Annotated in this window: 13 protein-coding genes; 11 read left to right on the top strand and 2 right to left on the bottom strand. The window is 62.4% G+C overall.

The window, feature by feature from the left end; all coding sequences use genetic code 11:
- Positions 1–77: 77 nt before the first annotated feature.
- From AC1DV9_RS00350 to AC1DV9_RS00375, 6 genes are all read left to right on the top strand, one after another.
- Complete coding sequence (locus tag AC1DV9_RS00350; protein ID WP_477945490.1) at positions 78–1,499, top strand: M20 family metallopeptidase; 1,422 nt, start codon at positions 78–80, stop codon at positions 1,497–1,499.
- Complete coding sequence (locus AC1DV9_RS00355) at positions 1,499–2,218, top strand: ABC transporter permease (protein ID WP_112515286.1); 720 nt, start codon at positions 1,499–1,501, stop codon at positions 2,216–2,218. Before AC1DV9_RS00350 ends, AC1DV9_RS00355 begins: the two co-directional genes overlap by 1 nt.
- Positions 2,218–2,958 (top strand): ABC transporter permease, encoded by a 741-nt coding sequence (locus AC1DV9_RS00360; RefSeq protein WP_477945492.1) that lies wholly within the window; start codon positions 2,218–2,220, stop codon positions 2,956–2,958. Before AC1DV9_RS00355 ends, AC1DV9_RS00360 begins: the two co-directional genes overlap by 1 nt.
- Positions 2,955–3,728 (top strand): ABC transporter ATP-binding protein, encoded by a 774-nt coding sequence (locus AC1DV9_RS00365; RefSeq protein WP_477945493.1) that lies wholly within the window; start codon positions 2,955–2,957, stop codon positions 3,726–3,728. The genes AC1DV9_RS00360 and AC1DV9_RS00365 overlap by 4 nt, the downstream gene beginning before the upstream one ends.
- Before the next feature lie 33 nt (positions 3,729–3,761).
- The gene (locus AC1DV9_RS00370; protein WP_477945495.1) at positions 3,762–4,619 is read left to right on the top strand and encodes a transporter substrate-binding domain-containing protein; all 858 of its coding nucleotides are present in this window, start codon (positions 3,762–3,764) and stop codon (positions 4,617–4,619) included.
- Positions 4,620–4,864: 245 nt separating this feature from the next.
- Positions 4,865–6,586: an ABC transporter ATP-binding protein gene (locus AC1DV9_RS00375; RefSeq protein ID WP_477945497.1), complete on the top strand. Its 1,722-nt coding sequence runs from the start codon at positions 4,865–4,867 to the stop codon at positions 6,584–6,586.
- A gap of 21 nt (positions 6,587–6,607) precedes the next feature.
- Here the strand turns inward: AC1DV9_RS00375 and AC1DV9_RS00380 are convergent, their stop codons facing one another.
- A complete protein-coding gene (locus tag AC1DV9_RS00380; protein ID WP_477945499.1) occupies positions 6,608–7,522 on the bottom strand; it encodes an AraC family transcriptional regulator in 915 nt (304 codons plus the stop codon).
- A gap of 116 nt (positions 7,523–7,638) precedes the next feature.
- Between AC1DV9_RS00380 and AC1DV9_RS00385 the strand changes: the two genes are divergently transcribed.
- The 5 genes from AC1DV9_RS00385 (at position 7,639) to AC1DV9_RS00405 (ending at position 12,369) form a co-directional block, all read left to right on the top strand.
- The gene (locus AC1DV9_RS00385) at positions 7,639–7,977 is read left to right on the top strand and encodes a carboxymuconolactone decarboxylase family protein (RefSeq protein ID WP_477944021.1); all 339 of its coding nucleotides are present in this window, start codon (positions 7,639–7,641) and stop codon (positions 7,975–7,977) included.
- A 57-nt stretch (positions 7,978–8,034) separates the two neighbouring features.
- A complete protein-coding gene (gene tehA / locus AC1DV9_RS00390; RefSeq protein ID WP_477944022.1) occupies positions 8,035–9,036 on the top strand; it encodes a dicarboxylate transporter/tellurite-resistance protein TehA in 1,002 nt (333 codons plus the stop codon).
- 125 nt (positions 9,037–9,161) lie between these two features.
- On the top strand, positions 9,162–10,124 hold the full coding sequence (locus AC1DV9_RS00395; RefSeq protein WP_477945501.1) for a helix-turn-helix domain-containing protein: 963 nt from the start codon (positions 9,162–9,164) through the stop codon (positions 10,122–10,124).
- 135 nt (positions 10,125–10,259) lie between these two features.
- Positions 10,260–11,768, top strand: coding sequence for an aldehyde dehydrogenase (gene adh / locus AC1DV9_RS00400; RefSeq protein ID WP_477944024.1), 1,509 nt, complete (start codon positions 10,260–10,262; stop codon positions 11,766–11,768).
- Positions 11,769–11,976: 208 nt separating this feature from the next.
- Complete coding sequence (locus AC1DV9_RS00405; RefSeq protein WP_477945503.1) at positions 11,977–12,369, top strand: DUF779 domain-containing protein; 393 nt, start codon at positions 11,977–11,979, stop codon at positions 12,367–12,369.
- On the opposite strand, the gene AC1DV9_RS00410 is transcribed toward AC1DV9_RS00405, so the two are convergent.
- Complete coding sequence (locus tag AC1DV9_RS00410; RefSeq protein WP_310291159.1) at positions 12,362–13,129, bottom strand: FadR/GntR family transcriptional regulator; 768 nt, start codon at positions 13,127–13,129, stop codon at positions 12,362–12,364. The two genes, AC1DV9_RS00405 and AC1DV9_RS00410, sit on opposite strands and share 8 nt — an antisense overlap.
- Position 13,130 lies beyond the last annotated feature (1 nt).

A 13,130-nucleotide genomic window follows, 5' to 3' on the forward strand; every position in this document is an offset into this window, starting at 1 on the left:
GATTGCGCAAAGAATTTTTGTAACCTAAATTGGCGCCAATTTTGGATACTATGCGAAACGAAGCCGTTTTGAAAGTCATGAAAAACATCGAAGCCGTTTGGGATATCGTCGAAGCCAAGAGCGCATCCTTCGCTGCGCTCAGTGACCGCATCTGGGATATGCCGGAGACGAATTACGAGGAATACCGCTCGGCCGACGAGCATGCGCGCCAGCTGGAAGCCGAGGGCTTCCGCGTCGAGCGCGGCATTGCCGGACTGCCGACCGCCGTCATGGGCGAGGCTGGCGAGGGCGGACCCGTGATCGCCATTCTCGGCGAGTTCGATGCACTTCCAGGCCTCAGCCAGGTGGCCGGACTTGCCGAAAAGCGCGAGGCCGAAGTGAATGGTCACGGCCATGGCTGCGGCCACAACATGCTGGGTGCCGGCTCCATGCTGGCAGCCTCCGCCGTCAAGGATTTCCTTGCTGCGAATGGTCTCAAGGGACGCATCCGCTATTACGGTTGCCCGGCTGAAGAGGGCGGCTCCTCCAAGGGTTTCATGGTTCGCGCCGGCGTCTTCGATGATGTCGATATCGCTATCTGCTGGCATCCCGCAGCCTTTGCCGGCGTCAACAATCCGCTGTCGCTTGCCTGCAACGAGCTGAACTTCCACTTCTCCGGCCGCGCCTCGCACGCTTCGGCCACCCCGCATCTCGGCCGCAGCGCGCTTGACGCCGTCGAGCTGATGAATGTCGGCGTCAACTACATGCGCGAGCATATGCCGTCGAGCGCCCGCATCCATTACGCCGTCACCGATACCGGCGGCTCGGCGCCAAACGTGGTTCAGGCCAAAGCGACCGTCCGTTATCTGGTCCGCGCCCGCAATCTGCCGGAACTTCTATCACTCGTTGCCCGCGTAAAGAAGGTTGCCGAGGGTGCTGCGCTGATGACGGAAACATCAGTGCGCAGCGAAGTGATCAGCGGCGACGCCAATCTCGTCGGCAACGTGCCGCTCGAGGACCTGATGTTCGCCAATCTCCAGCGTCTCGGTCCGCCTGTCTTCGACGATGCCGACCGCGAGACCGCCCGCAAGTTCCAGGCGACGATGAGCCCGGAGGATATCGCTTCGTCCTATGCCCGCTTCGGCCTGAAGCCGAAGAAGGATCAGCCACTCTGCGAAGAGATTTTCCCGCTCTATGCCGGCGACAGCTCGATCGTCGGTTCCACCGATGTCGGCAGCGTGAGCTGGGTAGTACCAACAGTGCAGATGCGCGGCGCCACCTATGCGATCGGTACGCCCGGTCATTCCTGGCAACTTGTTGCCCAGGGCAAACTTCCGGCTGCCCACAAGGGCACGGAACACGCGGCGAAGGTCATGGCGAGCACCGCCATCGATCTGATCCGCAACCCTGATCTCATCGAGGCGGCCAAGGCGGACCTTAAGGCCCGCCTCGATGGGACGCCGTTCGTCAATCCGATCCCCGACGACGTGCAGCCGCCGCTTCCCGAAAGGCAGGCATGATGAACCAGCCGGGCATCCTTGAGCTCATCAGCTTCGGCCCCGATGGATGGGGCAAGGCGCTGCTTGCAGGCGCGTGGATGACCGTTCTCGTCGCGCTCGCCGGCTACTCGACCGGCGCCGTCATCGGTTCCTTCGGCGCTTGGGCGAAGATATCAGGCGGACGCGGCCTCAGGATCGCCGCCGACACCTACACCACGGTGTTGCGCGGCATTCCCGATCTGCTCGTCATCTACCTCTTCTATTTCGGCGGCAGCGCTGCGGTCACCGCGATCGGCCAGCTCTTCGGCGCCGAAGGCTTTCTCGGGTTTCCGGGCTTCCTTGCCGGCTCGCTCGCCGTTGGCGTCACCTCCGGCGCACAGTTCACCGAAGTCTTCCGCGGCGCCTTCAAGGCCGTCCATCCCGGCGAGATCGAAGCGGCGATTGCCTGTGGCATGGGCCGCTGGCTGCGTTTCCGCCGCATCATCGCGCCGCTGACATTGCGCCACGCCCTTCCCGGTCTCGGCAATGTCTGGCAGGTGGTGCTGAAAGAATCCGCCCTCGTCTCGATCACCGGCGTCGCCGAACTCTTGCGCCAGACGCAGATCGCCGCCGGTTCGACCGGCCTGCCCTTCGACTTCTACGTCATTGCCGGTGCAATCTACCTCGTCATTTCCACCGGCTCTGGCCTGTTTCTGCGGCGTGCCGAAAAGCACTTCTCGCGCGGCGTGAGGAGAGGCTGATGGACTGGCAATTTCTTTCCGAGACCTTCGTCAGCCTGATTTCAGCCATCCCGCTGACGCTCGAACTTGCAGCCACCTCGATCGCTCTTGGCGCTATTCTGGCGCTGGCGATCGCGCTCTGCCGCCTGTCCGGCAACAAGGGGCTTGAGTGGTTTGCCCGCGCCTACGTCTTCGTCTTTCGCGGCACGCCGCTGCTCGTCCAGATCTTCCTGCTCTACTACGGTCTCAGCCAGTTCCCGGCCGTCCGTCACAGCGTCTTCTGGCCCTTCCTGCGCGATCCCTATTGGTGCGCGGTGCTGGCACTGACGATGAATACCGCCGCCTATGCCAGCGAGATCATTCGCGGCGGGCTGCTTTCAGTTCCCTTCGGCCAGATCGAGGCGGCGCGCGCCTGCGGCATGCCGCGGCTGATGCAGTTCCGGCGCATCGTGCTGCCGCTGGCAATCCGCCAGGCGCTGCCCGGCTACAGCAACGAAATGATCTCGATGGTCAAGGCGACCTCGCTCGCCTCGATCATCACACTGATGGAAGTCACCGGCGTTGCGGCGCGCATCATCTCCGAGAGCTACCGGGCGATCGAGGTCTTCATCGTCGCCGGTGCGATCTATCTGGCGATCAACTTCCTGCTGACGCGCCTCGTCCATCTCGTCGAATACTGGCTGAGCCCGCATCTGCGCCAGCCCGTGCCCTATCATCCGGCAGACGTGTCTGCTCCCGCACTTGAAGGAGATGCCCGATGACCGCCACCCCTTCCCCGATCGCGCTCAGCGTCAAGAAACTCCACAAGAGCTTCGGCAATGTCGAAGTGCTCAAGGGCATCTCGCTCGACGCGCATGAAGGCGACGTCGTGTCGATCCTCGGCTCGTCAGGCTCTGGAAAATCGACATTCCTGCGCTGCATCAACCTGCTGGAGACACCGAATTCCGGCGAGGTGACGGTTGCCGGCGAGACGATCCGGATGGTGCCTGACGCCAAGGGCGCAAGCCGTCCGGCCGATCGCAAGCAGGTCGACCGCATCCGTTCGCAGCTTGGCATGGTGTTCCAGAGCTTCAATCTCTGGTCCCACAAGACCGTGCTTGAGAATGTTATCGAGGCACCCGTCCATGTGCAGGGGCGCAATCGCGCCGAATGCATCGAGGAGGCCGAGGCGCTGCTTGCCAAGGTCGGCATTGCCGAGAAACGCAATTTCTATCCGGCCCACCTTTCGGGTGGTCAGCAGCAGCGTGCAGCGATTGCCCGGGCGCTGGCGATGCGTCCGAAAGTGATGTTGTTCGATGAGCCGACATCGGCGCTCGATCCTGAACTGGTCGGCGAAGTTCTCCGCGTCATGCGCGCGCTCGCCGAAGAAGGTCGCACCATGCTGGTCGTAACCCACGAGATGAGCTTCGCCCGCGACGTCTCAAGCCGCGTCGTCTTCCTGCATCAGGGACTCGTCGAAGAAGACGGCAAGCCACAGAACGTTTTTGCCAATTCACGCTCGGAACGCTTCCGGCAGTTCATCAGCAAATAAATCTCAGCCCAAACCAAGAAAAGGGGAGCTACAATGACAATTCTTTCGCGGGTTCTGACCGCAGCCGCTGCGACGGCGGTTATCGCTACGGCGGGCATCGCCCATGCAGAGGACAAGAAGTGGACGACGGTGACGATCGCCACCGAAGGTTCCTTCAAGCCATACAACTTCACAAAGCCTGACGGTACGCTCGACGGCTATGAGATCGAACTCACCAAGTATCTCTGCGACCACATGAAGGTCGAGTGCAAGGTCGTCGTCCAGAATTTCGATGGCATGATCCCGGCGCTGAATGCTGGCAAGTTTGACGCCATCATCTCCGGCATGTCGGCGACCGCCAAGCGCGAGGAAGTGATCGCTTTCAGCGATTCCTACGGCTCCACCGGCCAGGCTTTCGCCACCGCGAAGCAGAGCGATCTGGCAAACCTGCCGGAAAAGGGCCAGGTCTTCTCGCTCGCCAGCGACGAGGCTGCTGCGGCCGCCGAAATTGACAAGATCAAGCCTGCGTTGCAGGGTAAGGCGATCGGCGTGCAGACCGCCTCGACGGCAGCCGCCTTCGTCGACAAGTACCTGAAGGGCGTCGTCGAAGTCCGCGAGTACAAGACCACCGAAGAGCACGATCTCGATCTCAAGGCCGGTCGCGTCGATCTGGTCATGGCCTCGATGGCCTACCTGACGACCGCTTCGCAGAAGCCGGGCAACGAAGACATGACGACGACGGGTCCGCGCTTCCAGGGCGGCTTCCTCGGCCGTGGCAGCTCGGTTGGCCTGCGCAAGGACGACACCGAACTGAAGGCGATGTTCAACGACGCAATCGCCGCCGCCAAGGCTGACGGCACGATCAAGACCCTGTCGGAAAAGTGGTTCGGCTTCGACGTCACGCCGAAATGAGCCTCTGATCACTGTCATTCTTGCCCGGCGGACAACAGCTCCGCCGGGCTTTTCGTTTTCCACCTACAAGCTGTAGTGACTTATACAGCAGCTCATACTATAAGGCTTCAGCGACTCATGAAGGAGGATCGTTCGATGAGAAATTTCGGCACATTTCAACGCTGAGCAGCGGTGCCGATTTGGCGCGTCTGCTTGACCCGCTTCCCATCCAACGATACTGACAAATATTGCCCCGGAGGGCATTCATGTTTCGTCGCTTCTTTTCCTATTATGCCCGCTACAAGCGGTTGTTCTTCCTCGACTTCGGCTGCGCCGTTCTCGCAGGCCTGCTGGAGCTCGGCTTTCCGCTGGCCGTCAAGCTTTTCGTCGACGAGTTGCTGCCCGGCCGCGACTGGGGACTGATTGCTGCCGTCGCCGCGGCACTGCTCGCCATCTACGCGATCAACACGGCTCTATCGGCCGTGGTCAACTATTGGGGCCATGCGCTCGGCATCTCGATCGAGTCGGATATGCGCCGCCAGGCTTTCGATCACATCCAGAAGCTGTCGTTCCGCTATTTCGACAACAACAAGACCGGCCATCTGATCACCCATGTCACCAAGGACCTCGAAGAGGTTGGCGAGGTCGCGCATCACGGCCCCGAGGACGTGTTCATCGCCATCATGACCTTCATCGGCGCCTTCCTGCTGATGTTCTCGGTCCACTGGAAGCTGGCGCTGATCACCACCGCGATCGTGCCGTTCATGACCTGGCTCGTCAGCCGCTATGGCGCGAAGATGACGGTGACCTGGCGCAATCTGTTCCGCAAGGTCGGTGACTTCAACACCCGCGTCCAGGAAAGCGTCGGCGGTATCCGCGTCGTCAAGGCCTTCGGCAACGAAGGCTACGAAAGCGAGCTCTTTGCCCGCAACAACGAGGGCTACAAGGAAACCAAGCTCAACGCTTATGCCTACATGACCGCAAGCATCGCGCTCAGCTATTTCAGCACGCGCCTGGTGCAGCTGATAATCATGGTGGCCGGCACCTGGTATGTCGTATCAGGCGAGCTGACCTATGGCGGATTCGTCGGCTTCCTGCTGCTGGTCAACGTCTTCTTCCACCCGATCGACAAGATCACCTCGGTGCTGGAGATGTATCCGAAGGGCATTGCCGGCTTTAAGCGCTTCATCTCACTGATCGACACCGAGCCGGATCTCGCCGACCGGCCGAATGCGATGACGGTCAACTCGCTGCGGGGCGACATCGTCTACAACGACGTCTCCTTCGGCTATTCGGACGACGGCAAGGTCTTCCAACATCTGAACCTGACGATATCGGCGGGCGAGACCGTCGCCTTTGTCGGCCCCTCGGGTGCGGGAAAGACCACCATCTGCTCGCTGCTGCCGCGCTTCTACGATGTCACATCGGGCGCCATCACCATCGATGGCATCGATATCCGCGACATGACGCAGGCGTCGCTGCGCAGCCAGATTGGCATCGTCCAGCAGGATGTCTTCCTGTTCGGTTCGACCATCCGCGAGAATATCGCTTACGGCCGTCTTGGCGCGTCCGATGCGGAGATCATGGAGGCCTTGCGCCGTTCGTCGCTGGATGAATTCGTGCGCTCCCTGCCGGCAGGGCTGGATACGCCGACCGGCGAGCGCGGTGTGAAGCTCTCGGGTGGGCAAAAACAGCGTTTGGCGATCGCCCGCATCTTCCTGAAGAACCCGCCGATCCTGATCCTCGACGAGGCCACGTCGGCGCTCGACACGGCCACCGAGTATCAGATCCAGCAGGCGCTTTCGGAACTTTCGCAGGGACGCACGACGCTCGTCGTCGCCCACCGTCTGGCCACGATCCGCAATGCCGACCACATCGTGGTGATGGGGCGCGATGGCATCGAGGAGGAAGGCACTCACAAGGAGCTTCTCTCCAGAAACGGTGCCTATGCCCGGCTGCATAACGCCCAGTTCGGCGCCGTCGCCTGACCCACAAATATCCGGCGCGCTTCAGGCCATCTGCTGCCTGAAGCGCGCGGGCGGCACTCCACGCCTTGCCTTGAATGCCTTGCCGAAGGCCGCCTCGGTGTCATAGCCGACCTCGGCTGCGATATCGGCGACCGTCCGGCGCGTGCGGATCAAGAGATCGCTGGCAAGCGTCATACGGAGATCGGTGAGAAAGCCTGCCACGGTCATTCCCGAAGTTTCCTTGAACTGCCTGGCATAGGTGGCGCGCGACATGGCGCTGAGCGACGCCAGCCGCTCGATCGTCCAATCCTCCGCCGGGTTCGCGATCACAGCCTTCAGCGCGCGCGAGAAGCGCGGGTTGGCAATCAGCGCCACGAGACCGGCGGTGCCGAGCGCTGCATTGTTTCGCGCCCGCAGCGCCATCGCCAGCAGTGCGAGGCAGATTGCCGTGGCAATCGTCAACGCACCGGCTTCCTGATGCATCGCCTCGTCACGCAGGATTCCGACCAGCAGCTTCAGGGTCTCCTGCGACTGCGCTCCGGCCAGCGAAGCATGAAAGACCTCAGGCAAGGTGTCGAGCAGTAGCGATGACGAACCCGCTGCCGCATCGAAATGCCCGCAGAGCAGATCGACATCGGGCGGCCCATCGCCATTCGCCCGCACCGGCAGCATGCCGTCGTGAGAGAGCCTGACGGGTGATGGCTGGCTACCGGTTTCGCGGCCGACGATCACATGCGCCTCGCCGCGCGGCAGCATGAGAAAATCTCCTGCCGTCAGTTCCACCACCCGCCGGCCGGGAAGCCGCAAACGGCAACTGCCGGAGAGGACGACGTGAAACGGGATCACCCCGCGGCCAGCCAGTTCGTGGTCGATCTCGAAGGCGCCTTCGAGCCGGCAGCGAATGTCGAGACTGGTGCGCAGCCCGGCAAGGTCGATAAGGCGGCTGAGGATATCCATGAGACGATCACGCTAGAATTTGACTTTCTGAAACATTCATCGGATCGCCTGAAAAGTCCATATTCCATCCCAACAGACAGCGACGGCGCTGCTGAAGATGATGGAAAGGCAAGACCATGTTGAACTGGAAAGAATATCGCAGCCAGCTGATCGCCCGGATCGGCGAATTCGGCAAGACCGTGCCTGAGACGGTGAAGGGTTACCAGACCCTCTCGACGGCCGGGCAGAAGACCAATTATCTTGATGCCAAGCAGCGCGAACTGATCGCGCTCGCCGTTGCCGTGACGATCCGTTGCGACGGCTGTATCGCGGTCCACACGACGGAAGCCCTGAAGCAGGGTGCGACCAAGGAGGAAATCTCCGAGGCGCTCGGTGTTGCAGTGGCTATCAATGCCGGCGCCGCCATGGTCTATTCGGCCCGCGTCCTCGACGCCGCCGAGGCGATCGCCGGTTAAGTGCATTCTGCGACGCGGAAGGCGCGCTGCCTTCCGCTCCCCTGTTGAAGCGAGGTCATGGCAATGCAAGCTGCAGACATGCCGGCAAGGGCCGGTTTCCAGATGCCGCGTGTCCCGGCATCCTTCTTCGGCATGGTTCTCGGCATTGCCGGGCTCGGCAACAGTTGGCGGGCGGCGGCCTCGGTCTGGGGCTTGCCCGCCGCACCGGGCGAGATCCTCAGCCTGCTCGCCGTGGCCGTCTGGCTCATCGTCAGCATTCTATATGGCCTCAAGTGGCTGAATGCGCGCGGTGAGGCACTGGCCGAGCTGGAACATGCCGTTCAATGCTGCTTCGTCGGGCTTGCCGGCGTTGCCACCATGCTGGCTGGTCTTGCTCTTCTGCCCTATTCGCGGGCGGCCACCGAAGTCCTCTTTGGTGTCGGCGTCGCCTTTACCTTCGCCTTCGCCCTGTGGCGGACCGGAGGGCTTTGGCAGGGCGGCCGCGACGTGACGACCACGACGCCGGTTCTCTATCTGCCGACCGTCGCTGGCTCCTTCGTCTCCGCCATCGTTCTCGGTGCACTCGGATATCACGAGCTCGGTCAGCTTGCCTTCGGCGCCGGCTTCTTCGCCTGGCTGGCGATCGACTCGGTGTTGCTGCATCGCCTGCTGACGGCGCCGGAACTCGCCGTGCAACTGCGCCCGACGCTGGGCATCCAGCTCGCCCCTCCGGCGGTCGGCAGCGTCGCCTATCTCAGCGTCAACGGCGGGACGCCCGACATGCTGGTTCACGCGATGCTGGGCTATGCGATCCTGGAGGCGGCCGTCCTGCTGCGACTCCTGCCCTGGATCATGAAACAGCCATTCGCCGGTTCCTACTGGGCCTTCACCTTCGGTGCGACGGCCCTTGCGACTGCCACGATTCGCGTTGCCAGCCATAGCGACGACCCGGCGCTCCAAGGTCTGGCCGTGGTAATCTTCATTGCCGTCAATGCTGTGGTTGGCCTGATCGCGATCGGCACGCTCTGGCTGATTGCCCGCGGCAAGCTTCTGCCCGCCGCACAGCCAAAGACCAGCTGAAACAGCGAACTGTCGCAGATCTGCGACAGTTCCCCTGCGGCATGGAACAGGCTGCTTCCTTAAGCAGAATTGCAATGAGACGGCATTTGCCCCAGACTGCGGTCTACGTTCCGTGGGAGGAGCAGATGCACGAATTCACAGCGCATGCCGACCATGTCTACACGTGGGCGCAGCAGAACTCTGCTGCCGCCAGCTCCCCGATCGTTGCCTCCTGGCGCCGCTGTATGGACAAGCATCAGCTGACTCCTGAAGAGAAGCGCACGCCCCTGCGCCTGACCGAGCAGGAATTCCGGCTTGCCCGCGAACAATCCGAACAACTGATCCGCGACGCGAGCGATGAGCTCGACCGGCTGTTCCTGACGGTCGGCAAGGCGGGCTGCTGCCTGCTTCTGACCTGCCGCGAGGGGGTGGCACTGGAGCGCCGTGGCGCCCGTGCCGACGACAAGGAGTTCAACGACCTCGGCCTCTGGACCGGATCGGTCTGGACCGAAGCGAGCGTCGGTACGAACGGCATCGGCACGGCTCTGGCCGACGAGCGCTCCGTCTCGATCTTTCGCGACCAGCACTTCCTCTCCTCGAACATCAAGCTCAGCTGCACGACCGCGCCGATCCGCGACCATCGCGGCCAGCTGGCCGCCGCTCTCGACATCTCCACCTGCCGCGACGACGTCAACGAGATGACCTTGTCGATCCTGGCGCAGGCTGTTCGCGACGCGGCGATGCGTATCGAGCTCAATATTTTCCGCAGTGCCTTTGCAGGCTCCCGTTTCCTGATGGTGCCCTCAGGCACCAATTCCGCTGCCGCCCTGCTTGCGGTCGACCGTCACGATCTGGTGCTTGGCGCCACGCGTGCCGCCCGGCTGGCGCTGAAACTCGACGACCGCCGGATCGCCGCCGGCATCCCCGCGGCCGATGCCCTGCAGGAAAGCCGCCCGGCCGATGGCGAGGAAGCGCTGATGGATGCGGAGCGCGCAGCGCTTATGCGGGCGCTGACGCGCACCAACGGCAATGTCTCGCAGGCAGCCGCCAATCTCGGCATGAGCCGCGCCACGCTTCACCGCAAGATGAAGCGGCTGAACCTCCACTGAGCCTTCAAGCCTGTCGCAACGCTGCGACAGTGTGCAGTGCGGCATTGCCCCGGGCGGGTATTTCGAAAGCCAAAAGACGCGCAGATTTCCTCCACTGGTTCGTTCCTGAACCTGGCATCATCAAGGGAGGATGACATGCTGCATCAGAAGATCGTCGAATCTCCGTTCAAGCTGAAATACGGCAACTATATCGGTGGCGAATGGCGCGAACCGATCGGCGGGAAATATTTCGACAACATCACGCCTGTCACCGGCGGCAAGCTCTGCGAAATTCCCCGCTCCGACGAGAAGGACATCAACGCGGCGATCGACGCAGCCCACGCCGCGAAGGACAAGTGGGGCAGGACGGCGCCTGCCGAGCGCTCCAATATCCTGATGAAGATTGCCCAGCGTATGGAAGACAAGCTGGAGCTTCTGGCGCAGGCAGAAACATGGGACAATGGCAAGCCGATCCGTGAAACCATGGCCGCCGATATTCCGTTGGCAATCGACCACTTCCGCTATTTCGCATCCTGCATTCGCGCCCAGGAAGGCTCGATCGGCGAAATCGACAATGACACCGTCGCCTATCACTTCCACGAGCCGCTCGGCGTCGTCGGCCAGATCATTCCTTGGAACTTCCCGATCCTGATGGCCGCCTGGAAGCTTGCTCCGGCACTCGCCGCCGGCAACTGCGTCGTCATCAAGCCGGCGGAACAGACGCCTGCATCGCTGCTCGTCTGGGCGGAAATCATCGGCGATCTGCTGCCTCCCGGCGTGCTCAACATCGTCAACGGTTTCGGCCTTGAAGCGGGCAAGCCGCTTGCCACCAGCCCGCGCATTGCCAAGATCGCCTTCACCGGCGAAACGTCGACGGGCCGGCTGATCATGCAATATGCCAGCCAGAACCTCATTCCGGTTACGCTCGAGCTCGGCGGCAAGTCGCCCAACATCTTCTTTGCCGATGTGATGGCCGAGGATGACGACTTCCTCGACAAGGCGCTCGAAGGCTTTGCGATGTTCGCGCTGAACCAGGGCGAGGTCTGCACCTGCCCAAGCCGCGCCCTCATCCAGGAATCCGTCTATGACCGCTTCATGGAAAAGGCCGTCAAGCGCGTCGAGGCGATCAAGCAGGGCAACCCGCTGGACAGCGCGACAATGATCGGCGCCCAGGCATCGAGCGAACAGCTGGAAAAGATCCTCGCCTATCTCGATATCGGCCGCCAGGAAGGCGCCGAGGTTCTGACCGGCGGCGCCCGCAACGATCTCGGTGGCGAGCTTGCGAGCGGCTACTACGTCAAGCCGACGATCTTCAAGGGTCACAACAAGATGCGCATCTTCCAGGAGGAAATCTTCGGGCCCGTGGTCTCGGTGACGACCTTCAAGGATGAGAAGGAAGCGCTGGAGATCGCCAACGACACGCTCTATGGCCTCGGTGCCGGCGTCTGGACCCGCGACGGCAACCGCGCCTACCGCTTCGGCCGTGAAATCCAGGCCGGCCGCGTCTGGACGAATTGCTATCACGCCTACCCAGCGCATGCGGCCTTCGGCGGCTACAAGCAGTCCGGCATTGGCCGCGAGACCCACAAGATGATGCTCGACCACTACCAGCAGACCAAGAACATGCTGGTAAGCTACAGCCCGAAGGCGCTTGGGTTCTTCTGAGAGTAGCGTTTGCGGGAGGAAGAAAGGCCCCTCCCCAACCCCTCCCCACAAGGGGGAGGGACTAACTCCGGGCACCGTCTCATCCCTCGGCAACATCTCCGCGAATGGGACGTTGATAGGAGTGAGACGCGTGCAACATACTAGCCCCTCCCCCTTGTGGGGAGGGGTTGGGGAGGGGTTTCCTCTCCTCGTCAAAGGGAGGAACCAAATGGAAGACACAATAGAAGGCGAACCGCGCGTACTGGCAACCGACGCTGCGCTCGATCTGATCGGAGAGATCCGCGTGGATCACCCTGATATCCTGTTCCACCAATCCGGCGGCTGCTGCGACGGGTCATCGCCGATGTGCTACCCGTCGAACGAATTCATGATCGGGGATTCCGACGTCAAGCTCGGTGAGATCGGCGGCGTGCCGGTCTATATCAGTGCCAGCCAGTTCGAGGCGTGGAAACACACGCAGCTGATCATCGACGTCGTACCGGGACGCGGGGGCATGTTCTCGCTGGACAACGGACGGGAGAAACGCTTTCTCACCCGCTCGCGCATCTTCGGCGGCGGCGAGGCTTGCGCTATCCCGGATATCAGCAAACGCGCTATTTGAAAGACAGATCGAGCGCCCTGCCCTCGAACAAGCGGTCACGCGACCCTTCAAGGTGGGTCTGCATCAGGTTGCGCGCATCGTCGGCGCGCCCCTCGGCGACAGCCCTGTAGATTTCGTTGTGCTCTTCGTAGACCTGCTCGAGACCCTGGCGCGGGCCGAGCAGCGACAGGCCGTGCAGATGCATGCCGACCGCGATATGCGGCTTCAGCGCGTCGAGCGAGGCGGTGTAATAGTGATTGTTCGCCGCCTCGGCGACGCAGCGGTGGAAGACGAAATCCGCATCGCTGCGGTGCAGCTGGTGGCTCGTTGCTTCGCGCAGATCCGACAGCGCCGAGGCGATCTTCTGGATCGCCGGCTCATCGCGCCGCTTGGCCGCGAAATAGGCAGCCGCAGGCTCGATCGTCAGGCGGAATTCATAGCAGCGCTGGATATCGGCGATCGTCTTGACCGGCGAGTAGGCAAGCTGCGTCGTCGGCGAGCCGTGGGCGCTGACGAAGGTGCCGGCGCCCTGGCGCGCGTAAACGGTGCCCTGCTCGCGCAGCTTTGCCAGCGCATCGCGAACGATCGGGCGCGAGACGCCGAGCATCGACGCAAGTTCGTGTTCGCCGGGCAGGCGCGAATCCGGCGGATAGTTGCCGGCGCGGATGCGCTCGAGGATCTGATCGAAGACGCGATCGACGAGCTTCACGGCCTTGCCGCGTTCCGGCTTTGCCGCCGGACCGTTCCCCGCATTCAGCGATGCGCCATTTGCTTCATCCACG

The sequence above is a fragment of the Rhizobium sp. 01L410 genome (assembly GCF_056400165.1).